This window comes from Streptomyces sp. NPDC049954, assembly GCF_040656295.1.
Taxonomy (GTDB): Bacteria; Actinomycetota; Actinomycetes; order Streptomycetales; family Streptomycetaceae; genus Streptomyces.
The window spans coordinates 404031-427675 of record NZ_JBFALS010000004.1; the positions used below are offsets into that span (position 1 = coordinate 404031).

Here is a 23645-nt window from a genome sequence, read left to right on the forward strand (position 1 = left end):
GGGAGTCGACGGCGCGAACATGGCCACCCGCACACCACCCCCCGACCTCAGCCGACCACCCGGAACCGGCGCGCGGACCGGCAGTCCCGGCAGTGTCCCGGCTCCGGTGCGCGGAAGGCCCGCTCGCAGCCGTCGCAGTTCTGCCAGGGCTGTACCGCCGGTCGCCTCGGGGGCTGCGGCGCGGCGGTGGGGAGCGGGGGCGGCGCGGGCAGCGGGGTCTCGCGGAGCCGGAAGGCGAGGACGGCCGCCGGGCGGGCCAGGAAGTGGTCGGGGAGCCGGGCGCTGAGGACCTCGGTGACCTGGTGCGGGGACAGGCCCGCGGCCAGCCACCGCCCGATGCCCGGCACCAGCCGGGCGGCCTCCCGCTCGGAGAGGACGAGACGGGGGTCGACGCGGCGGAGCGAGGCGAGGACGGCGACCGCCCGGGGGTCTGCGTCGGCGAGCGACACCGGTTCCTCCGCCTCCCGCTGTGCGGGCACGGGGGGCTGTGCCGGGGGCGGCACCCGCGTGAGCGCCGTCCTCGTGGTGGCCCTCCTGGGCGAGGGCGCGGGTGACCGGCGCGGCCGGGGTGGCTTCGGCGGTTCCGGCGGGCCGTCCGGACGCGGGGCCCGGTCCCGGAGGGGGACGTCGTGGAAGTACGTCCGGGTACGGATCTGCCCCGAGGGCAGCCGGACACGCGGACGCTCCAGATAGCCTTCGGCCTCCAGCTCCCTGAGCGCGCGGGAGATGACGATCTCGCCCTCGCTGAAGTGCGCGCAGAGGGCGGAGATGCTGACGGGAGAGCCGTCGGGCAGGGACAGGATGTAGGCCGCCACGCCGATGGTGACGGCGCTGCCGCGTCGCTGGGCGAGGGCGTTGGAGAGCACGGTGAAGTCGGCCGTGAGCCGCGTACGGACGTGGATGACGCCGGTAGTTGAAGCTCCGGTCTCGGCGCGCGAGGGCGCGTTAGACTGCCTGTCAGCCATCGGGAAGGTCTCTTCTTCCTGAGCGGTCAGGCCCTCGATCGGGAGTGCAATCCCGGCCGGGGGCCGTTTCTGTGTGCGGTTGTCCGCGGTCGTCTGCGGTCGGTTGTCCGCGGTGATCTGCGGTGGGTGTCCGCGGCGAACGTAACCGTCCGTGCACTGAGCGTGCAAACCCGTCACCCGCAAGGGTGAGCGGGGCCGCCGCGCCGTGGTGGGTGGGCGGGTGGGTAGTTCTTTACCTCAGTTCTTTGAGGAGGCCACCGGGCCACCGGCCCCTCGCGAACAAGGACCCGGCGCGTCCGGTGAGGGAAGGCGGCCGGGTCCTGGCCGCCGGGGAAACGGCGAACGCCCGTACCGCACCGGGAAAGCGCACCTCAAGACCGCTCAGGGAAGGCACACCAGGAGACCGCACCGGGAACCCGCACCGGAAACCCGCACCGGAAACCCGCACCGGAAACCCGCACCGGAAATCCGCGCCCGGAACAGGAGAAGGCCCGATCGCTGACGACGGGGGATGCGTCAGCGATCGGGCCATGGCCAACGGTACTCGCCCGCCGAGGTGTTGCAGCAGGTCCCCCCGGTCCGGATGACGTGATGTGACTGGTATCACGTGACCTGCCCGATGAGAGGGAAGGGCTGGACCGTCACTCGCCGCAAGGCGGGTCGAAAGAGAGGCGGGGCAGCAGCTCGTCCCACTTCTCGCGGGTCAGAACGCCCCGGGTGGCGGAGCAGATCCGGTGGATCGCCGCGTCGGTGTCGAGGTTCCACAGGCGGACGGTGTCGGTGCCGCTCGACACTCCGAGCATGTTGCTGTGCGGGCGGAAGGACAGGAAACTGCCCGTCTTGGCGTTGGGGCTCATCGACTGGCCGACGGCGGACACCGCGGAGGGGCGTGAGACGTCCCAGAGGCGAACGGAGTTGTCGTTGCCGCCACTTGCCAGGCTGCGGCCGTCCGGGCTGAACGTCAACGACACGACCGCGTCGGTGTGGCCGGTCAGAGGCGGCCCCAGCCGGGCCGCCCGACGAGGTGTGCTCACGGCCCAGAGCCGGACGGTGCCGTCGTCACTGCCGCTGGCCAGCGTGTGCCCGTCCGGGCTGTAGGCAAGGGTGTTGACGGCCCCCAGGTGTCCGGTGAGCGGTGCGCCGAGCCGGGAGGCGTGACGCGGGTCCGACACGTTCCAGAGCCGGACGGTCCCGTCCGCGCTGCCGCTCGCCAGGGTCCGTCCGTCGGCGCTGAAGGCCAGGGCGTTGACATAGCCCTTGTGGCCGGTGAGCGGGTGACCGACAGGGCGGGGCCGGGACGGATCGCCGACGTCCCACAGCTGCACGGTGCGGTCGGTGAGAGCGGTGGCCAGTCGCCGCCCGTCCGGGCTGAACGCGAGCGCGCGAGGGCCCGCGAACCGTGTGCGCAGCGCGATCGGTGGCCCGCAGGGCACCGGCCGGCCCGGGGCCGTCACATTCCACAGTTGCACCGCGTGGGTTCCCGTCAGCACGGCCAGGGTGCGGCCGTCGGGGGAGAAGGTCAGCGAACGCGCGCTTCCCTTGCCGGGGTTGAAGGGATCGCCGAGGGCGGTGGGCCGGTCGGGGCGCTCCACGTTCCACAGCCGTACCTTGTCGTCACCGGCGGCCGTCGCGAGCACCTTCGCGTCGGGACGGAACGCCCCGATGCGGCCGATCACGTCCGACGTCGGCACCGACCACAGACGGACCTTGTTGTCACCACTGCCGGTCGCGAGGGTTCTGCCGTCGGGGCTGAAACCGATGGCGTACATCTCGCCGCTGCCGCCCGCGAGAGGTTCACCGACCTGCGAGGGATGGGACGGATCACTGACGTTCCACAGACTGGCCTTACTGTCGGCGCTGCCGACCGCGAGCATGGTTCCGGCGGAGTTGAAGGCCACGGACCATATCGGGCCGGTGTGTCCGGTGAGCGGCGTGCCCAGCGACTTCGCGCGACGGGGGTCGGCGACGTTCCAGAGGCGGACGGTACGGTCCGTGCCGCCGCTGGCGAGCGTACGACCGTCGGGGCTGAAGGCGACGGAGTGCACCGTGCCGGTGTGGCCGGTCAGCCCCCGGCCGAGTGCCCGCGGACGGCGTGGACCGGCCATGTCCCACAGCCGGATCGTGCCGTCGTCGCCACCCGCTGCCAGGGTCCGTCCGTCGGGACTGAAGGCCACGGACCGTACGGCCGCGGTGTGACCGGTCAGGGCGCCGAGTGCCTTCGGCCGACGCGGGTCGTCCACCTTCCACAGACGTACGGTGTGGTCTTCGTTGGCGGAGGCGAGAGTGCGCCCGTCCGGGCTGAAGGCGAGCAGGTAGATGGCACCGCCGTGCCCGGTCACGGGAGCGCCCAACAGCCGGGGGCGCGCGGCGTCCCGTACGTCCCACAGACGGATCGTGCCGTCGTCCGAGGCGCTGGCGAGCGTGGTGCCGTCCGGGCTGAAGACCGCGGTGCTCACCCAGCTCGTGTGACCGGCCAGTGGTCTGCCCAGCGGCCGGGGCTGGTCCGGGTCCGACACGTCCCACAGCCGGACGGTCCGGTCGTAACTGGCGGTGGCCAGGAGCTGCCCGTCGGGGCTGAACGAGGTGAGGTAGACGGCGCCGGTGTGACCGAGGAGCGGGGAGGCCAGCGGGGCGTTCACGATGGACAGCAGCCGGTTCCTCGTGTCCTTGTCGTCCGGCCGCAACCGGTGCGCCACCAGGTCGAGTTGAGCGGACAGCGACGGGTCGGAGTCCTCGGCCCGGTCGGCTTCCGCGACCACCTGCTGGAACACGGCGTCGTTACGCTGCTCCCAGGCGACCACCGCCGCGGTCACGGCGAGCATCGCGAGGACGACCAGCGCCGACACCGCGCCGCGCCTGAGCAGAACCGTGCGCTGCCGCAGCTTCGCGGAAGCCGCCAGGAAGTCGGCCGCGATCCGGGTCGGGCCGTTGTCGTCGGCGGACTTCACCCAGGCCCGGGCGTGGTCCAGCCGGGACCCCCGGTAGAGCAGCGCGGCATCCCGTGCGGACTCCTCCCAGGCCCGGCCGTCCTCCTCCAGCCGCTGGCGCAGCAGGTGGTCGTTCTTCCCCTCGTCGATCCAGCCGCGCAGACGTGGCCAGGCGTGCAGCAGTGCCTCGTGCGTGATCTCGACGGTCTCCGCGTCGAGCGTCACCAGACGAGCGCGCACCAGGGCTTCGAGCGACTGCTCCGTTTTCGCGGGGTCCGTCGACTCCTCCGTGAGCTGGCGCCACGTCCCGCGTCTGCGCGTGGCCCGAGTGTCCTCGCCGAGCCGTACGAGCCGCAGGAGCAGTTGCTTCGCGGCGACGCGCGCCGCCGGGTCGAGAGCGGACCACGCACGCTCGGCGGTGGCCGCGACCGCCCCCTGGATACCGCCCGCCGCGCGGTAACCGGTCAGGGTCAGCCGCCCCGACCTGCGACGCTGCCAGGTGGCGAGCATGGCGTGGGAGAGGAGCGGGAGCACTCCCGCGTCGTGCGCCCCGCGCGGCCCGTCGACAGTCACTTCGCGGACGATCAGTTCCGCCAGGCCCGGTTCGAGTTCCAGCCCCACGGCCTTGGCCGGGCCCGTCACCGCCTTGCGCAGGTCCGCGCTGGTCAGCGGGGCGAGCACGGTGTGCCGGCGTTGCAGTGCCTGGGCCAGTTCGGGATACCCGAGGCACTTCTCGTAGAAGTCGGCACGGACGCCGACGACCACGAGTGCGCCGGCCCGCTCCCCGTCGTCCGCGGGCGAGCTGACGGCGTCGAGAACCCGGATGAAGGTCTGCCGGTCCGCCTCGTCCGGGCAGAGCGTGAACAACTCCTCGAACTGGTCCACGATGACGACGGGGCGGGCCGGGGCCCCGGACGCCGCCGTCCGCCGAGCCCACCGGGCGACGGCCTGCCGCACCGCCCGGGAGAACTCCGGCGCAGTCGAAGCGCGGAAGGCCGAGCCCGCCGCGCCCGCCGCGACGGAAGCGAGTTCGGGGACGTGCCCGGTCAGCTCCGCGAGGGGGTCGCTGCCGGGGACGAGTTGCAGTACCGGCCCGACACGGGCGTCCTCCCCTCCCAGCTCACCCTTCCGCAAGGCCGGCACCAGGCCCGCGTTCAGCAGAGAGGACTTCCCCGCCCCCGAGGCGCCCACGAGCACGACCAGCCCGCCCGTCACCTCCGCCGTGCGCAGCAGGCCGATGAGGGTCGCGGTGCTGCGCTCCCGGCCGAAGAACCACTGGGCGTCCTGCTGACGATACGAGGCCAGCCCCCGGTACGGGCACACGCCCGGCCCGGACGACGCCTCGGCCGGGCGCCGCTCCGCGTCCTCCTCGGCCCCCGCGCGCTCCCCCGGACCGGCGATCGCGCTCTCCCACAGGAGGAGCCAGTGGGACATGTCGTAGAGCCCGGCGGAGACCGGCACCGGCCGTCTGCGCCGGGCCTCGGGTATCAGGACGTGCAGGACCGCGCTCAGGGCGGCGAACTGGGCCGGCACGTTCCTGGCCCGCCGCCAGTCGCTGATCCGCTGCGCGGACACCCGCACGGGGCGCCCCCGCTCGTCGGCCCGCTGAAGACGGACGACCGCCTCGGACACCCGCTTCAGGGGAGGGTCGCCGGCTTCCTGGTACAGCAGGGCGAGACGTTCCGCGAAGGCCGTCCGCGCCCCCGAGTCGGAACCCAACTGCCCCACCCCTCACCCTCTGCCCCACCTGTGTGTCCGGACCGGAAAACTCACCCTATAGGTCTGACCTGCACTTATGTCATCCGGATAAAGAGGCGGCCTCCTCCGCGGGCCACGCGAATGACAGGATCAGTCCGCAGTAGCGAACCGAACACGTTGCGTCCGGGCAACCATCTTCACCCACGCCCGGAGAGGCCGTACATGGCGGCGCTGGCGCCATTGCCGAACCGCCTCGTGCAGCCGTTCTCCTCCGGGCCACTCCCACTACGCGAAGTGGCCCCGGAACCCGCCTGCCCCGCGCCGCCACGCCGACGCAGCGCGAGGCGGAACAGCCCACGTCGTTCGGTACCGGTCCGCACGAGGGGAGGGACCGGCACCGGACGACGGGGGGCCGCTCGTCAGCCCGCCGGGAGATGGCCGTGCAGGCGATACCCCATCTCGTCAGGGTGCCGAGTGACGCGGGCTAGCCGCCAAGCCGCCTCGTACGACATACGTCCGTGGTTCTTCTGGGCACGGAGTCGCACCGCCAGCAAGCTGGTGACCGGATCGAGAAGCCAGCGCAAGAGCATTAACCTCACTGGAACTCGCCAGCGATGGCGGTCAGGGCACGGGCGGCGTCCTCGTCACCGAATGCTCCTACGGTGCCAGCGAGTAGGACGAGTAGTTCCTTGCAGCCTTCGGGGGTCAGCTTGCCGGCGAAATCGTGGATCACCTGAGCGACAACGACCCACTGCTGTCCGGGCTGCCACTGCCTGACTGTGCGAACCAGTTCTTCGAGATCCGTACCGGTCGGCGGTCCGCCCAGGCGGGGCCAGTTCTCGGCCGCGCCTTCCAGAGCTGTGTAGAGCCGGGCGGTGGCGGGGTTGGCGAGGATGTGGTTCTGGAGGAATTCCTCGCGTGCTTTGACCTGGCGACGGGCCAGTTCATCCAGTTCGAGTTCGCGGCGCAGCAGCTCTTCCTGGCGGCGGTGGTTCTGCTGGAGCTGTTCTGCGGCGAGCGCGGCCTCCCGGGTTGGTTCGTCCACACCGATGCTCACAGTGGCGTCCACGACGATCACGCCCGCGCCGCCGATCGGCATGGCCTTGGCGAGCGCGGTGCCGATGTCCTGCTCGGCGGCTGCGGGGCGAAGGACGTCGCAGGTGGCTGCCGCCTTGTCGATCACAGCTCTGACGAGTCGACCGGCTGCGTACCGGTCCACGGGAACGTCGGTGTGGTCGCGGCGGCGCCAGGTCGCCCGTACATCTGCGCAGGCAGAGCGTTGGGTCCGCGCTGCGAGGCCGGTCGGAGAAGGCAGAGACCCAGGTGGCGGCGCCCGGCTCGGGGGGTTCTTCGGGAACGGTGCGGCGCTTCATGCGGCTTCGGACTCCTCCGTCTCGTCGGCCTCGGGGCCTTCCGTCAGCAGACGTTTCTGGACCTTGGCGAGGTCGGCGTCGAGGAGGGACGAGAGTTCCTGCTTCAGGCGTGCCCGGTCGGGTGAGTACGGACGGTTCTCGCCCTGGACCCATACCTGGGAGCAGGTGCGGAGGGCTTCACGCAGGGTCGGACCTTCTGGACCGCGGACGTCCACGGCCCGGCGGAGGGTGTCGAGGATGAGTGATCGCAGCGGCGGCTGATCTAGGGCCGCGTCGAGCCACAGGTAGATGGCGCGGTCGACTTCACGGTCCCCTGCCGGTCCGGTTGCCTGACGCAGGAGAGTGCGCCATCCGGTGACCAGGCCGGCGACGGGCGGCCGGAAGTCCTCGTCCTCGTCGGCGTCCGGCGTGGTGTCGTTGTGCAGCACCAGCGGCACACGGCCGGATTCCCATGCGGATGACGCGGCGAGAGCCGCGAACGTGCGCTGGCCCACGGTGTCCCTGATCTTCTCGTCACCGCACCAGTCGACGACGTACCCGAAGAGTGTCTTCCGGACGGATGTGTCCGCCCAAAGCACCTGGATCGCCTCTCGTAGACTGCCCACGACCTCCGGCAGCCCGCTGTTCGCCACGCGCTTCAGACGGCGCAGCGCCTTTCCGGTGTGCCGACGTCCGAACTGCCCGGTGCAGACCTCGACGACCGCCCGCTGGAGGGCGGGGTCCTTGCGCTTGGCCCAGGACAGCAACAGCGTGTGTACGTATGGCGCGCTGGCGGCATGGATCGCCGCGTTGTCGAGCAAATCCACGGCTAGGGGCCACAGATCCTTATCTGCGCCATGGGCATACCACGCCGTGACGATCTCCTCCAACGGTTCCTGCCTGCGGTGGCGCACGGCCCAGCGCAGCGCGAACTCGCCGATGCGGCCCGCCAGGGCACGGCGGGCGTCCTTGGTGATGGTCTCCAGGGCTTCCTTGTTCGTTCCTGTGTCATCGATGGGGACTTGGGCGAGCCACTTCAAGAAGGAGGTGCGGGCCAGTGGACGGTCGTTCCAAAAGTACTCGATCGCGGCGTCATCCCAGTGGGGGCGGTCGAAACGGAGCGTCCCGTCCGCCTCGCGGCGCGCCTTGATGGCCTTGGTCATGGCGATCACGCCTGGTGCCTGTTGCCCGTGGACAGGGACAGGCGTGTCGCGTTTGTCGAGCGTGTCGGTCAACTCCGCGGCCTTGGCGTACACGTGGCCTACCGGGTCACCGCGCAGGACAGCTGCGGTCAGCAGGAAGTTCCGTTCGAAGCTGGTCCGGACGCGACCTTCTGGTTCGTGCCACTCGTAGAGCGCCTCTTCCCAGTTGCTGAGGACGGCTACGACATTGGCGATCTGGTCGTCCAGGGAGCGTCGCCGCTCGGCAGAAGCCTGCTGCGCCGAATCCCGGGCTACGTCCGAGAGGTCATCGGCCGCGAGCCGCTCGGCTGCCCGGTGCTCATCGAGCATGAGGGGAGTGACGTTCAAGATGTCCGTGGGCGTCATGCCGTCGATGAGGCGGCGTATGCCGGCGTTGCCGAGCCAGGCACGGACGGGGAACGACGGCTCCTGGGCCAGCAGCCAGCGCGTGGCGATGTCGCGAGGGTAGATCTCGCCCAGATCCAGTGCAGTGCTCGGCGGTGCGCCGTGGCTGATTCGTCGCCACTGTTCCGGTCGGGTCAGGACGATGAGTCGGTTGTCTCGTCGGGCCAGCCGCTCACCGAGCTTTCCGAGGCCGGAACCGAATGTGTCGGCTACCTGGAATCCGTCCTCGTCTGGCGGGAGTTCGAGCAGGAATCCGCACCGGCGGTCATGAGGCAGACGGCGGGCGGGGAAGTGCTGGGAGCCGCCGAAGGAGAGTGGGCGTACTTCCGAGATCAAGCCTTCTTCAACGAGCCGGTCGAGAAGGGCGTATGCAGTCGTGGTCCTGCTGCTGTTCGGTGGGCGGTTGATGACTAGGGCGGAACCTGAAGGTCGCAGGACCTCAAGGGCCTGGGCGAAGGGACTGCAGGGCCGGTCTGTATCTTCAGACCGGGGCTTGGCATAAACCCTGCGGATCACTGACAAGTATTCGGCGTCGATAGGCGCGTCGGCGTCCAGCGTCTGCTCGAACACGTACTTCGTGCCGATCATCTCGCCCAGGTTGATCAACGCACGCTGGAGTGTGGCCGCCTGCCCGACGGCTTCGATTGCCTCAGGGGACGGTGGTTCCGTCCTGATCCGCTCCGCTTCTCGATGAGCGGCGGGTTCCGGGTTGTTCGGTGGGTTGGCATCGAGCTGGTTCCCCACGAGTGGACCACTCGGGAGACACGTTACGTCTTTCGTCTCGATCTTGTCCGGCCGGGGCATCCTGCTCGAAGAGATTTCCAGGTTGGTCGGGTATTCCAGCGCGGCCGTGACCGAGGAGGTGTACCGGAAGCAGATCCGCCCGGTGATCCAGGCTGGCGCGGTGGCCATGGACGGGTTCTTCGGCACGGGGCCGGGACCAAAGCGGTAGTCACGCAGTTAGACACGCAACAACACCAGAGGGCCCCCATCGATCCGGTGAGGGCCCTCTGCTCTGCTACTTAGCTGTCGGGGTGGCGGGATTTGAACCCACGACCTCTTCGTCCCGAATGAGGTTCGGGCGAGATCCTGAACAGCCATGATGGGTATCAGTGCTGGTCAGGGGCTTGGTCCCGAATGCTTTCGCGTGGTCTCGGCGGGCTTCCAGATGAAGATCATCTCCCAGATTTCTCCCACGCTGGGCGGCGATGGCGTCTGGGCCGCGATCGTGCGCAACGTTGCGTGAGCAAGTTTGCGCCAGGTGCGGTGATCCTTGACGTGCTGCAGCAGTGCGGTTGCCCTCCGGAGAAGACGGTCGACTTGCATCCAGCAGTGATCATGGGGCGTGGGAGGAACCGGGCAAAGCCCAGAGTTGATGGAGCGGCCGGTGGAGGCTACCAGCTTGATCGCGTCCTGCTTGAACTCTTCCGAATACCGGGCTGTACCCACCACGACACCTCCATGCCAGATCCCACGATCTGACCCTCAAGAGATGTCCACAAACGCGGGCAAACCCCATCGCTCAACTACACCTGCGTCCTCTTCAGCCCGGGAGAGCCGCAGTAGCCATCGCGACGGTACGGAACGTGACCAGCCGCCATCCAATTTCGTGTGCCGCGTCGAGCACGGACTTATCTGTCATTTCGAACTCCGTGAGGAGTGCCTCGGTCTCGGTACGGTCACTGCGATATAGAGCATTGAGGAGGCGGAGAACCAGCAGCTTCAATGGTCCGTCAGCCGCTCTGTCCAGGTGCTCCTCGTCGACATGGGCGATGATCTCCGTCAGCCTGTATAGCGAAGGGATAGCATGGGTCTCGTTCTGGACGAGGGCCATGCCGACCTGCAGACCGACGTTGTGCACAGCAGTTGCGATTGACTGAGGGTTCAGCTTCGATGTGGTCGCGTAGCCGTCGAGTGTTGCGAGCTCGATGGCGACCTCGGTCCAGCGGCCCTGGAATGCTAGGGATTCCGCAAAAAGGGCAACAACGTTGATCCGCTGGACAATGGGCAATTGCGCATTGTCCAACAGCGCCCGACACCGAGTCTCGATCTCGGTGTCATCAACACTTCTATCGCTCAATGCCTGCGTGATATATCCGATTTCAGCAAGGATCTCGGAGACGTTTGTATCCGGCAGTCGTGCGCCAAGTGCTTGCAGGTCGGCGATAAGGCGGACGACCGCTTCACCTGGAACCTCACGATGCGTTGCTGTACGGAGTGTTGTCAGGACGTTGGCGACCGCGTTGGCTGCATCGGTTGGACGGGAGCCAGCGAGTTGTAGAGCTAGCCCGTAGATGCGCTTCAGATGCGGGAACAAGTGGTCCAGCGGCGCGCCCTGCTCCCGCATCACGGCAACGAGCGGAAACAGCGTCTTGATCTCAAGTGCGGGTGCCGGAGCGGTGCGGGCCCTGATGACATTGAGCTCTGATTCGAAGCAGGATCGTGCTGCTGCCAGACTCCCGATGCGGAAGTAGGCGCCGCCGAGGTTGCCGTAAAGGACTGCAAGGTCGTCGGAGCTGATCCCGAGCCGCAGGGCATGGCCGGCGATGCTCTGTGCGTGTGGAACCAGCCGATGCATGCGGTGCTCATCCTCATCATCGATGAACTCAGCAAGCCAGCCCTGTGTGTGAAAGGCGGCGCGGCTCAGAATCGGCTCCACGCTGCTGGAGCCTTCCAAGGTGGCCCGTACTACGTGCTGCACGATCTCGTTGATGCTGATCGTCTCGTCGAGCTCGTCAGGATGCTCCGACTTCGCCTGCCGGTGAGGCCCGCCTGAGCTGAGTGGCTCACCCCGCTGCACGAGGGACTCGGTCCGCAAGGCACGGTGGATCTCCAGGACGCTGAGAGGATTCTGGCTCGATTCCACCATGATCAGCGGCCCCTTCAGGCCACTGCGCATGACGGACTCCTTGGGCACCACGGCTGCGGCGACCAGGAGCTGGAGCGGAATCTGGCGAGAGGCCAGGTAAGAGGCGGTGCTGATCGACGCGATTGCCGCGTTCGATATGTCCTGCTGTCGAACGCCTCTCGTGGCGCGGCCGATTCGTTGCAGGGCTACCCGGATTGCCGCGACGAGCGTGCGCGGATACCCAGGCGGGACAGACTGCTCGTCGTCCAAGGCACGATCGCGGATGAGTTTCAGATAGCGAGGTACCTCCGCAAGGCCGAGCCCGCAACTGGCCAGGTAGCCACAGGCCAACTCGATGGCTAGAGGCCAGTACTCCAGGTTCTGCGCAAGCTCGGCTGCTGCCTGTTCGCTCACCTTGTCCCAGACGGAGCCGTCGTCGGATAGACGCAGGCGGATCAGCGACACGGCCTGGTCGGTGGTGAGGTGAGTGATGGGTACTCGTCGGGGGTGGGTGGCCCAACTGCTCTGGTTGGTGGACGTAATGATCAGATGCCCACGCCCGCTGGTGGGCAGCCACGGAAGTAGACGGCGACGGTCCGAGGCGTTATCGACGACCATAAGCCAGCGGCCTGGGAAGGCACTCAGGAGCGCGTGTACGCGGTGGCGTAGGGCAGAAGAGTCCATGTTCGCCTGCGCTTGCTGCGGGGCGAGCCAGTCATGCAAGACGTGATAGGAGGCGGCCAGGCTGGCGTCGCTCTCCGCATCAATCCAGAAGATGTGGTCGTAGGAGTCCGCGACGTCGTGGGCATACGCAGCTGCTGCACTAGTCTTTCCGATACCGGACAATCCCAGCAGTACGCAGGCCCGCACCACTCGATCCTCGGGTGCTTCCGTGAGTGCCTGGTGAATGTGCGCCAACAGGTCGGGCCTTGGGAGATCCGGCGGCGACGGGACGGGGCCCACCATGATGCCCCAGTCGAAGCCGCCAAGGTCATGGGCGAGGTGAGCCGCCTCTGTCAAAAGTTCGAAACGGAAGTCCGCCAAGGTGAGCACTCCATCGAACTCGCCACAGGCTCTACGGAAGATCTCCGAGACCAGGTGATTGGTCATGCGTCCTGCCGAGCGAAGTCCTAGGCCGCTGCGCTGCTGCGAACGGAATTTCCTGATGCGTTCCCTTAGTTGCTCGCGCAGCTCATGTGGCTCGCGGGTATCCCGCACGATGCGGGCGCGATGCAACCGCAACAGCTCGTCATGGTTAAGACCCTTGGCGTTTTCTTGCTGTTTTGAGCTCCGCTCCAGGAGCGCGGTCAGCTCCTGTTGGAGCTCATCGGGATCGGTGAGGCACAGAACCCGGTTCAACTGAACTGCCTTGGAGTGCAGTCTCATATTGGTGATCAAGCTGTAAGCCTTGGCGCTTGGTCTGGCCTTGATCATCCGCATCAGCACAGCGAAAGCAGCCGGAGCAGACAGCTCGGTACCCGGTCCTCCTGATTTCACTTGCGCGGCCAGCACGGGGGACCGGTCGCCATCTACCAGATCGAAGTCGATGGCGTCCGGGTCGTCCACTCCCTGTGCGTCGGTCTCAGTCGGTTCGATGACCGCGGCGTATACGCCAGGTTGGAGCCCCTCGGCAGCAGCCAGCAACCCCTCCAAGGTGACCAGATACTGGTACTGAAACCCGAAGGCAGCAGCCTGCCCTCCACGCTCCGCCATGCCGCCGCCTTCGTCTCAGTGCTCAAGTCTTCTTGCCGTGATCAACGTGGTGGCTGCTGTGGATGGTTCCGTCGCTGCCGGGGCCTCATGACCAGCCTGACCAAGCACGGAAGGGCGCGCTCGACAGTCCTCTCAGCGCCCGCCTGGAGTCAATCACTGAGAGTGATACCTGGAGCCAGCCTCGACGGCTGGCTCCAGGCAATTCAGGCGCCAAACACTGCTTGGTATGCGCTCTGCCCTGCCCCGACGAGCATGGTCAGGCCAGGGGTAGCCGTACCGATCGCGGTGAGGGTTGCGTTCAGTCGATCAAATGCGGCCCGTATACGTCCCGGTTCAGGCACACCAGTGGTGGCAGCCTCTTCCAGGACCTCTGCGTCCAGAATCAGCTGGCTCTGCTGCTCAGTGGAGGCCCCCAAGCTCGGCGCGAACTGCCGTACCTGCTGGGCGAACTCCGCGAGTTTGGATGCGTCCAGGCCGAAGGAATTGTTCTGTACGACGTGCTGCTGGGAGCCAGCAACGAAGCCGTGGGAGTCAGTGATGTTGTAGGTGTCGCCGGTCGGTTGACGGCTCAGAAAGTCATTCACGGTGCCTCCAGCGAGTACGCATCGGGTGCCTTGTGCTGTGATCAGGATTGCGACCTCGGCATCTGTGACCACTCGTTCCACAAGAGCGTGCTCGCGCAGGTAGTCGAGCGCGCTGAGAACTTCATCCTCGGTCAGGGGATCCCCGGCGAAGCTGCACAGTGGGTCTTCCAAGAATGCCAGCGCTGGAACAGAGGTTTGCCTCCCGCCCACGCGTAGGACCCAGCGCAACAACACATCGCAGGCGTGCCCGAAGCGTTCAACTACGTTGGTGCGCAGAGCGAGCAGACGGAGCGCCTCCAGCAATCCGTCGTCGGTGGGGAACACCTCGGAGAGCCCGCCGGCGAGGCTCCGTGCGATCTGGACGAGCCCGAGCTTTTCAAGCTGCAGCGCCATGTTGTCGCTGTCGTCTCCCGGCAGCCCTTCGCCCCGCGCGAAGTCCCGCACGTCTACGTAGTGGCTCGGATTCTGCTGGACCGACTCGTACAGCCAGAGCAGCAAGCGGGACAGCTGAGGGTCGCTTTCGAGGCCGCTGGCACTCGCGAGGGTGAGCACACCCATGGAAGGGGGCTCGACCTCGATAGGGATGCGGACGGGATGCTTGCGGTTCGCCCGCTCGAACTCCTTGACGATCTCTTTCTGCATCTTCGCGATCACGCGCTTGTCGATCTTGAACCCGGCCAATCCGGTCTCCTATGGGGCGGTGGTGGTTCAAGGCTAGACGGGGGCACTGACAGCAAGTCCGTGCTTCCGGCCGAAGCATCCGTTGCTGGCGAGGTCGTCGTCAGGCGGCTTGGTGGGGAGCCGGATCCCGAAGTCGGCTCCCAAATGGTTCCCAGGGAGACCCCGGAAACCACTCAGGGGCCTGATTCACTCAGTGATCCCTTTCCATCCTGCGGTGGGTAGACGTGAAGATGTTGATCGCTTCGCGTGCTCAAGCGCCGGAGTAAAGCCGATCAGGGCTGGTCTTCTCGTTGTTCTGGCGAGCCGGTCCGGGCCATGCGGAGGTTCGGCAGCTTGTCTCGCCACAGGTGCCGCTCGCCGGTGTCTTCGAACCCGTAGTGCTGGTAGAAGTTGATGGCCCGCTCGTTGTAGGCAGTAACCCACAGGCGGATGGGTGCGTCTTTGGCCCAGGTGAGGAATGCCGTCATCAAGTTGCGTCCGAGGGCCTTGACCCCGAGTCCTGAACACGGGTTATGCGGCTTGTGTCAGCGTAGTTGGTGTGCGGTGGAGGGCGTTCTCGAAGGCGATCGGTGATCGTTGTCCGAGGTGGGAGTGTCGGCGTCGGGTGTTGTAGCGGTGGAGCCATCGGAAGGCGTCGAGTCGGGCCTCACGTTCGCCTGGCCAGCTCTTTCGTCCTTGCAGGGTCTCGCGTTTGAAGGTCGCGTTGAAGGACTCGGCGAGTGCGTTGTCCGCGCTGGACCCGACCGCGCTCATGCTCTGCCGCACTCCTGCTGACCTGCAGGCTTCGGCGAAAACCCTGCTCGTGTACTGAGCTCCGTGGTCAGTGTGCATGATCGATCCGGCGAGACTGCCGCGGGTTCGGATCGCCGCGGCCAGGGCGTCGGTGACGAGGTCCGCGCGCATGTGGCCGGCGATCGCCCAGCCGGCCAGTCGGCGTGAGGCGAGGTCGATGACGGTCGCCAGGTAGCAGAACTTCCCGCCCTCGATGGGCAGGTAGGTGATGTCGCCGACGTACTTCGTGTTCGGCCTGTCCGCGGTGAAGTCGCGGCCGATCAGGTCCGGGGCCTTGGCCGCTGCCGGGTCAGGGACGGTGGTGCGATGCCGGCGGCGCAACCGGACCCCTTCGATCCCGAACGTCCGCATGATCCTGGCGACGCGCTTGTGGTTGACCGCCTCACCGTTCTCCTCGCGGAGCTCGGCGGTGATCCTCGGGGCTCCGTAGGTGCCGTCCGATTCCTGGTGCACCGCCCGTATCCGGGCCGCCAGGCGGGCGTCGGCCACCTGCCGGGCGGCCCGGTCGGCAGCTGTCCGGCGCCAGTAGTAGAAGCTCGAGCGGCTCACGCCGAGGATGCCGCAGAGCCGCTTCACGCCGTAACGGCGCTGGAGGTCGGCGACACACTGGAAGCGGTTCACCAGCGCGTCTCCCCGGCGAAATACTTCGCCGCTTTCCGAAGAATCTCGCGTTCCTCCTCCAGCTCGCGGACCTTCTTCCGCAGGGCGGCGTTCTCGGCCTCCAGCGGGGCCGGCGGCTGGGACGGTTCCTGCGTCCGCCGTCCCCGGGGACGGCTCACCCCGGCTGCCCTCACCCAGTTCCGCAGGGTCTCCGGGTTGATCCCCAGATCGGCGGCGACCGACCTGATCGTCGCTTCCGGCCGCGACTCGTACAGCGCGACCGCGTCCGCCTTGAACTGTGGCGGGTAGTTCTTCATGACCACGAGATGTCCGTTCTCAGATCCTCAGGATCCAGTGTCTCGTGTGTCCAACATCAGGGGTCAAGGCCCCCCGCTGTCCTGTTCGTCCATCGGAACCCGTCAAATGTCTCGACGTGGCCACACTGTGGAGGCCGCCGGCCAGACACGTGAACCGAGTATCTGAGAGGTGTGATCCCGTGAAGTCAGCGCCTCCCGTCTGCACCGCCGAGAAATTCGATGCGGAGCGTGTTGACCTCATGGCGGTACGTCGTGAGGAAATCTCGAAGGGTCACGAGCTTTCCCCCGTAGGTGTTGAGCTGCCAGGCCATGACGAACTCCGGGGCGTGGGATGAGTATCGGGTCGCCTGCCCGTCCTCGACCAGCCAGAGTCCGCGTTCGTCCTCTGGGGCTGGCGGCCCGGGGCGGTCGCTGATGATCTCAAACATCATGTAGCGCAGCCCGAGGCGGCGAACAAGATCCAGATCAGTCATCCAGGTGGTGCCGCCGTGTCGAGTTGCCATCCAGCTCCCCAGATCGCGGTACACCTCGTGGACGTAGTGGTGAAAGCCTGGCGCACCCCCGGTGCTGTTCGCACACAGCCTGCCCTCGGCGACGGAGCGACTGCCGTCAGGGAAGCGGGCGACGGCTTTGATGCGTGGTTCCCACAGGGTGAGCTCATCCGGCCATCCATAGATGACGGTCTGAATCAGGTCGCAGGGGTTGTAGATCCACAGGACGACGTCGATGTCGCCTGGTTGCTCGGCAACTCGCTCCAGCCACGCCCGGACGAGCATCTCCCACTCGGGGTTGCCACCGAGGCTGGTCATGGCCTGATCTACAAAAGAGTGCCACCGACTGGTGATCCGGGGGTTGGCAGAGCCGATGTACTTGAATTGCCCGTCCCCGCGATCATGGCCAGCCAGCATCTGCAGCCAGTCGCGTTCCTCATATGCCCCGTTACCCAGGGCGAACACTCCGGTGCCCCGATACCCGGTGATCTCCCAATCGGAATTGCCTAGGAGGGTGCCCAGCACTCCCGGGTAAGCCGACTCGACTTTGATGCATCGAACGCGCGCGTTGATTTCGCACAGCGCCTCGTGCTCGGCCGGGTGCTCCGCACCGTACCCGTCTACTTCCGGAGAGTCCGACAGCGTGCTGCCCCACTCCACGGTGCCGACACCCAGGTACAGGCCGTAGTGCGCGATGACGCTGTCTTTGGCGCTGATGCGTTCAAAGTCGGCAGCAAGAAGGTTGGGCGCGCCGATCTCCGCAGCGATCTGACGTATGTGTTTCCATCCGCGGTCTCGGTCTTGGGGGCTCGCGTAGAGGTAGATGCCGTGCACCGGTGTGATGTACTGCTCAGGGGACAGTGGAAGCATCGCGACGCGCTCAGCGCTGAGCGTCCCATCGTCATGCACCTGGAGTTCGTAACCGCGAAGATCATGGCTCCAGTCACGGGCCATGTTGCTCACCGGGACGAGTAGTTCGCGCCAGTCGGTCGACACGATGAGGGCGCGGATGCGGTCAGGCGCGACCTGCTTGTCGCGCTGGAGAAGCTCTGCGTACTTTGCGACCTCGTGCAACGCCTCACGGGACGTGGAAGTAGCACGCTTCAACTCGATGATCACCCACAGACCGTGTCGGTCACGAGCAAGGATGTCGATCCAGCCCCTCGTACGGAGCGGCGGGTCGCTCAGCGCAAACTCGCATCGGACGAGGGTCAGTCCTGGTTCGAGAACGTCTAGCTGCTCCGCCAAGAGGTCCCGGAGCTCACGTTCGAGTAGCGCGGTCATGAACGAAGACAGTAGTGGTGCGGGCTGACATGGACCCCAAGGCGGCGGGAGCTCACCATTCGGCCGATCCGCCGGCACGGCGGAGCCATCAGGCGCGGATGAGGTACGTTCGCGGTCGAGTCGACGACTGGTCGTTCGCGAACGTGCAGGTGTGGGTCGGCGCAGCCGAGGCATGTTGCCACTGCTCGACGATCACCTGCTGGGAGACCCCGACCAAGATCTTCTCCCAGATTTCTCCCAAACGATCTCCAGAGACGCAGGAAGGGCCTGATCCTCGGTGAGGATCAGGCCCTTGACCTGGTGTTTCTCTGTCGGGGTGGCGGGATTTGAACCCACGACCTCTTCGTCCCGAACGAAGCGCGCTGCCAAGCTGCGCTACACCCCGATGTCTGCCTGGCGGGTCACTCGGAGGTGATTCCGTCGTGGCGACATCGATTACTTTAGCGGACCGGCGGCCGTAGACGAAATCCGGTTTCTCAGAGGGTGGGGCGGAGGTGGTCCGTGGCCGTCAGGAGCAGTGCCAGGGCCGTTGTCGTCGCCGCCAGGAGGGCGGAGTGGCCGGCCAGGGTCGTGGTGGGGAGGGTGTCCGGGTTCAGGTACGGGTAGAGGTGGCGGCCCGGTTTGAGCAGGGTGAAGGCCAGGTAGGCCGCGGGGTAGAGGAGCCAGGCCGGGGTCATGCGGACGCGCAGGGTGCGGGGGCGGGTGAACAGGAGCCAGTCGAGGAGGGCGGCCAGGGGGGTGGCCGTCGCCAGGAGGGAGAGGGACGGGCCGGTCGCCGCCCACGAGGTGATCGCCGCGAGGAGGACGTAGAGGAGGGCCGCGCCCGTGAGCGGGGGGCGTACGGGACGGCGGGGGCGCCAGGCGCGGGCTGCCGAGACCGCTGTGACCAGGGCCAGGAGGATGTTGCTCTGGACCGTGAGGCGGCTCAGCGCTTCCAGGGGCGGGCCCGTCGCCACGGCGAGGGCCACTCCTGCGGCCGCTGCCGCCGCGAGCAGCGCTCGGCAGGTCGCGACGACCGGCCGGCGTACCGGCGGGGCCACCGCTTCCACGGGGACTCGGGTGGGATAGGGGGCGACCATGCGGTCCACCGTAGGCAGTGAGCTCCAGAGGTGAAAGGACGCTCCTGGCTCATGAGCCGCTCAGAAGGCCATGCCTGCTGTGGCCCGTGCGCCGAACGGCTGGCGGGTCGCTGTTCCCCCACTCGATGAGGCACCGCGGACAACAGGCACCACGGCAACCGGTCTCCCGTGAAGCCAATGGTTCTCCCGGCTGCGGAACGCCGGGCCGGAGCCTGAACGCACCGAGGGCGGGAATCAGCCGGCGAGGTTGCGGGTGTAGAAGGAGAATCTCGCGAGTCTGGGGCACCACGCCTGGTAGATCGCGGTATCCGTGATCGTCGGTGTATCGGCGTTGATCTGATCGATCAGTTCAGCAATGCGCGGCCCTGCTGGTTCGCTGGGCGGCATTCCGTTCAGGACGTCCGTGATCTTGCTGTTTGGTGATGCCGCCATTACAGCGCGGAACACGCCTACGGCGTGATGTGGGTCCCCTACCAGAAGGGCCAGGAGAGTCTGGACCACCTGATGCTCCCCTGGAGCGTCAGCAGAGCCTTCGAAGCGCACAAGATCACCACCAGGGACGCCGATGCGCACGAGCCGATAGAGGTTGACCAGCTTCTTGGCTGCTCTTGGCGTCTGTGTGAGGCTGCCCACCCGGGACATGAACCTGACCTCCTGCGGCAGGAGCCGCAGTTGCACCGGGTCTTCGCGGTGGGCCTCCGTCTCATCTCGCGTCGGGGCCGACTCATCCTGAGAAGCGGGCGGATCCGCCGGATCTTCCTCTCGGCCGGCGTCGTCGAGCTGATCGACGCCCACAGGGCCGGGAAGGCTGGTGGCCTCGGGCGCTTCAAGCAGAGCTGTAATAAGTCTTGCGGTCTTCTCCGGTGTGACGGGTGGCACGACGAATGGAATCTGGAAGATCTTGTCGAGGTAGTCGAGGGGGGTAGCGGTTCCAAGTGTGTCCGTGGTGTGCGGCGAACGGTCTGAGACGCTGAACAGTTCGCTGTAATGATGTTCGAGCGACCTGAGAAGCCATCGAGGATCAACCGCCACAACCACGACGAACAGTGGCAGCGCGAGCATCAGGTGAACGGCGGCGAGTACCTCGACCACGCGTGACGGGGCGCACCTGTCAAGGTCGTCGATGTACAAGATGATCCGCTCCAGAGGGGGCTTCTGGTTGGATCCGGATCCAGCCCACTCCGCGTGGGCGGCTCTGAGTTTCTTGTCCAGATCTGACAAGTCCCGGTGGACAGACCCCAATAGGCCACGAGCCTTCTCGTAGCTCGCGCCGCGTTCTGTGAGGAAGTCGGACAAGCGGACTGCGGCGTCTATCTCTGCGAGCCGAGCCCGGGAAGCGGTGATCTCGTCGCGTACTGCCTGTTGCCGTTTCTCCAGTGAACTGCGAATCGCGTTCGTCAACGACAATCCTTTGGAGTGACAGCGGCGTAGCACACCCCAGAACGACATGGCCGGCCCAGCGATCACCGCCGCCGAAGTCGCGAGGAGCGCCGTGGGCAATGAGGACAACCAGAGGCAGGTGAGCAGCGTGCCTCCGATGAGCGCGAGCCACCCCACGAGATGGAGCCAGCCGTGGGTGATGTCCCGCGTGCCGAGCCGGACTGCGGTATACAGCAAACGCGCGCCCTCGACGGGCGATCTGAGGGAGCCCAGGAAGCCCCTGGGGCGATTCTTCTCGGCGCGGTCCAGTTCAGCGTCAAGCTCTCGTTGTTCGGTCTCCAGGTGTGACAACTGCGCGGCACGACGCTCGCGTTCCGCAGATGGCTGGCTGGCGGGAGTTTCCGGCTCCGGCTCCGGTTCGGGCGCGAGTATCTCGAACAGGCGCTCCGCCAGTCCTGGCCAGACGTTGTCGTCGCTGTAGTGCCACGCATTGAAGTGGACTTGGTGAACGGTGGTGCTGAACGCTCCGGTTCCTGCCGGGCTCCCGGCAGGCGTCACGGCCAGTTCGTCCACTCTACGGCTCATCTGGTCGATGAAACTGGACTTACCGGCGCCCCATTCGCCCAGCAGGGCAATGGCCAGCGGGGGGCTAGTGATCCTCGCCATAGCCAGCTTCGCCAGCATGTCCACGTCTGATCCATTGTCGAGAAGATCGACTCGACTGGCTGAGTCACTGTGTAGTCCTGGTAGCAGGGACGTTTCTTCAGCGACAGGTCCGACCGACATGACAGGGCTGAGGGAGTAGCGCTCCTGGAGTATCCCCGACTCGCCCTCAGCGAATGCCTGGAAGCGCATGATATTGCGATTCGGCTTCCACCCGAGGAGTTCACGGAGTTCATCGATGGGAATATCGAAGTCTTTGGTGCCGGAGAGGGCGTACATGTACTCCCAGGTGTCCGAACCGTCGGTTCCCCACAGGCGTGCGGCGAGCCGTGGATTTCGCCAGGCCAGGGCTACGGTACCCCCAAGATAGAGGTGTTTGTCCCCGCTGAAGAACACCCAGTCCCCGGGTGACATCTTGCGGATCTCGGGGAGGTTCGATCCGTTCTTGCCCGGCATGACGCCCCACATCTGCGCCGTGCCGCTGGGAAACAGTCGCTGCAGAGCCTCGTGCGTGGAAGCGTCCAACAGGTCAGTATGGCGATTGAAGTCCACTGGACGCACGATCGTGTCTTGGAAATGCTGCTCGACCGTCCGGTCGGAACGCCGGGCCGGCTGCGCCAGAACTCGCATGGTGTGGCTACTCCTCGCCGCTCAGATCTCTGCCTACGTGAAGCTCGCCGAGGCGGAGGGCACACCCCTGACCACGAGCGACTTCCTCCGCCGCTTCTGAGCCATGGCCTCGTCCGTCCCGGTCTCGTGTCGGTACGGCTTATCCCTCTCAGCCGTCTCGGCGAACAGCGGGGAGCGCTTCGTGGGCCTGGGCCAATGTGCTTCCACGTGCAGGTCGCGGCCCCAGCGGCCGTCGGCAGTCACCGATTCCCCGAGCCCATCTGACCCTGGAGCGTCCTGCCGATTCGGTCCATTGCCGAATTGCTGTAACAGCCGCGGGCCGTTAGCCGCCTCGTTCCCCTCTTGCGTTGTCCCGGTGTTGACACCCCCTACCCCTCCTTCGCCACCAGGGTCAGCAGCGTCGCCTCCGGGGGGCAGGCGAAGCGGACCGGGGTGTAGCGGTTGGTGCCGCAGCCCGCTGATACGTGGAGGTAGGAGGTGTTGCCGTTCTCCGTGTGGGTCGACAGGCCCTTCACGCGGTCCGTGTCCAGGTCGCAGTTGGTGACGAGGGCGCCGTAGAAGGGGATGCAGAGCTGGCCGCCGTGTGTGTGGCCCGCGAGGATCAGCGGGTAGCCGTCCGTCGTGAAGGCGTCCAGGGTGCGCAGGTACGGGGCGTGGACGACGGCCATCGAGAAGTCCGCGGAGGTGTCGGGGCCGCCCGCGACCCTCGCGTACCGGTCCCGTTTGATGTGCGGGTCGTCGAGGCCGGTCAGGGCGATCGCGTGGCCGTCGATCTTCAGGGTGCCCCGGGTGTTGGTCAGGTTCAGCCAGCCCGCCGCGTCGAAGCCGTCCCGCAGTCCCTCCCACGGGTTGTGCACGACGTTCTGGGCGGGCGCGTTGCCGTTCAGGCCGTGGGCGCCCCGAGCCTTCTCCATCAAGTAGCGGGCGGGGTTGCGGAGTTTGGGGCCGTAGTAGTCGTTCGAGCCGAAGACGTACGCGCCGGGGAACTCCATCAGCGGGCCCAGCGCGTCCAGGGCTTCCGGGACGCCCTCCGGGTCCGACAGGTTGTCCCCGGTGTTGATCACGAAGTCGGGGCGCAGCGCGGCCAGCGACTGGAGCCAGCGGCGCTTCTTGTTCTGGCCGCTCACCATGTGGATGTCCGAGACCTGGAGGACGCGCAGGGGGCGCATCCCGGCCGGCAGTACGGGGATCGTCACCCGGCGCAGCCGGAACGACCGCACCTCGAAACCTGCCGCGTACACGAGGCCGGCCGCCGCCGTCGCCCCGATTCCCGCCGTGATGCCCAGGGGTACTCCGTATCGCGCGCGCATGGCGCCATCGTGTCAGACCCCGGGGGCGTACGGACCGGCAGGGAGCCGCGGGAAGCCGGGCAACGGCCCTTCCGTGCAGCGGAAATCCACGGGGCGATCGGCCCTCCCACCTGAGACACTGGCGTCATGACCACGCTCAAGGACACTCTGCGCGAAGACCTCACGGCCGCCATCCGGAAGCGGGACGAGCTGCGTTCCGCCACCCTCCGGCTGACCCTCACCGCGATCACCAAGGAAGAGGTCTCCGGTACGGCGGCGCGTGAGCTGTCCGACGAGGAGGTGCTCCAGGTGATCGCCAAGGAGGCGAAGAAGCGTCGTGAGGCCGCCGACGCCTTCGAGCAGGGCGGTCGCGGGGAGCAGGCCGCGCGGGAGCGTGCCGAGGGCGAGGTGCTCGCGCACTACCTGCCCAAGCAGCTCGGCGACGAGGAGCTGGCGGGGATCGTCGCCCAGGCCGTCGAGGAGGCGCGTGCCGCCGGCGCCGAGGGGCCGCGCGCCATGGGGCAGGTCATGAAGATCGTGAACCCGAAGGTGAAGGGGCTCGCGGAGGGCGGCCGCGTCGCCGCCGCCGTCAAGCAGGCCCTCGCCCAGTGAGCAGTCGCCCGGTGAGCTGCCCCGTAAGCAGCCCGGCGAGCAGCCCGGTAAGCAGTCGGTAGTCATGGGGAAGGGGGGCGCCCCGCGGGGGGGAGCAGGGGGGGGCCCCCCCGCGGCCAGGGGGCATGGTGGGCCGGGGAGGGCGGCGGTCGGC

The 23645-nt window shown here is 67.1% G+C and carries 13 protein-coding genes, 1 tRNA gene and 1 pseudogene; 2 read left to right on the plus strand and 13 right to left on the minus strand.

Features of this window, described 5'->3' with window-relative positions; all coding sequences use genetic code 11:
• Positions 1–47: 47 nt before the first annotated feature.
• The 4 genes from AB0J21_RS11050 to AB0J21_RS11065 form a co-directional block, all read right to left on the minus strand.
• Positions 48–965, minus strand: a complete 918-nt coding sequence (locus tag AB0J21_RS11050; protein ID WP_363145561.1) for a hypothetical protein — start codon at positions 963–965, stop codon at positions 48–50.
• 641 nt (positions 966–1606) lie between these two features.
• Complete coding sequence (locus AB0J21_RS11055; RefSeq protein WP_363145562.1) at positions 1607–5620, minus strand: WD40 repeat domain-containing protein; 4014 nt, start codon at positions 5618–5620, stop codon at positions 1607–1609.
• 565 nt (positions 5621–6185) lie between these two features.
• Positions 6186–6773 carry a hypothetical protein gene (locus tag AB0J21_RS11060; protein ID WP_363145563.1) on the minus strand — a complete coding sequence of 196 codons (588 nt, stop codon included), beginning with the start codon at positions 6771–6773 and terminating at the stop codon, positions 6186–6188.
• Between the two features lie 186 nt (positions 6774–6959).
• The gene (locus AB0J21_RS11065; protein WP_363145564.1) at positions 6960–9440 is read right to left on the minus strand and encodes a hypothetical protein; all 2481 of its coding nucleotides are present in this window, start codon (positions 9438–9440) and stop codon (positions 6960–6962) included.
• Between the two features lie 187 nt (positions 9441–9627).
• On the opposite strand from AB0J21_RS11065, the gene AB0J21_RS11070 reads away from it, so the two are divergent.
• Complete coding sequence (locus tag AB0J21_RS11070) at positions 9628–9774, plus strand: hypothetical protein (protein ID WP_363145565.1); 147 nt, start codon at positions 9628–9630, stop codon at positions 9772–9774.
• Between the two features lie 297 nt (positions 9775–10071).
• Here the strand turns inward: AB0J21_RS11070 and AB0J21_RS11075 are convergent, their stop codons facing one another.
• From AB0J21_RS11075 to AB0J21_RS11115, 9 genes and pseudogenes are all read right to left on the minus strand, one after another.
• The gene (locus AB0J21_RS11075) at positions 10072–13089 is read right to left on the minus strand and encodes a hypothetical protein (RefSeq protein ID WP_363145566.1); all 3018 of its coding nucleotides are present in this window, start codon (positions 13087–13089) and stop codon (positions 10072–10074) included.
• A 203-nt stretch (positions 13090–13292) separates the two neighbouring features.
• Positions 13293–14354, minus strand: coding sequence for a hypothetical protein (locus AB0J21_RS11080; protein WP_363145567.1), 1062 nt, complete (start codon positions 14352–14354; stop codon positions 13293–13295).
• A gap of 272 nt (positions 14355–14626) precedes the next feature.
• A pseudogene (locus tag AB0J21_RS11085) lies at positions 14627–14827 on the minus strand (GNAT family N-acetyltransferase); the annotation flags it as partial.
• A gap of 37 nt (positions 14828–14864) precedes the next feature.
• A protein-coding gene (locus AB0J21_RS11090) for an IS3 family transposase (protein ID WP_363145568.1) occupies positions 14865–16069 on the minus strand; the annotation gives its coding sequence in 2 pieces (ribosomal slippage) (positions 14865–15778 and positions 15778–16069; 1206 coding nt in all).
• 179 nt (positions 16070–16248) lie between these two features.
• Positions 16249–17838: an endonuclease NucS domain-containing protein gene (locus AB0J21_RS11095; protein WP_363145569.1), complete on the minus strand. Its 1590-nt coding sequence runs from the start codon at positions 17836–17838 to the stop codon at positions 16249–16251.
• Between the two features lie 311 nt (positions 17839–18149).
• A tRNA-Pro gene (locus AB0J21_RS11100) sits at positions 18150–18223 on the minus strand.
• Positions 18224–18314: 91 nt separating this feature from the next.
• Positions 18315–18917, minus strand: a complete 603-nt coding sequence (locus AB0J21_RS11105) for a Pr6Pr family membrane protein (RefSeq protein ID WP_363145570.1) — start codon at positions 18915–18917, stop codon at positions 18315–18317.
• 234 nt (positions 18918–19151) lie between these two features.
• Positions 19152–21590: a P-loop NTPase fold protein gene (locus AB0J21_RS11110; protein ID WP_363145571.1), complete on the minus strand. Its 2439-nt coding sequence runs from the start codon at positions 21588–21590 to the stop codon at positions 19152–19154.
• 368 nt (positions 21591–21958) lie between these two features.
• Positions 21959–22900 carry a metallophosphoesterase gene (locus AB0J21_RS11115; RefSeq protein ID WP_363145572.1) on the minus strand — a complete coding sequence of 314 codons (942 nt, stop codon included), beginning with the start codon at positions 22898–22900 and terminating at the stop codon, positions 21959–21961.
• Positions 22901–23026: 126 nt separating this feature from the next.
• Between AB0J21_RS11115 and AB0J21_RS11120 the strand changes: the two genes are divergently transcribed.
• Positions 23027–23491 (plus strand): GatB/YqeY domain-containing protein, encoded by a 465-nt coding sequence (locus AB0J21_RS11120; RefSeq protein ID WP_363145573.1) that lies wholly within the window; start codon positions 23027–23029, stop codon positions 23489–23491.
• The last annotated feature ends 154 nt before the right edge of the window (positions 23492–23645 follow it).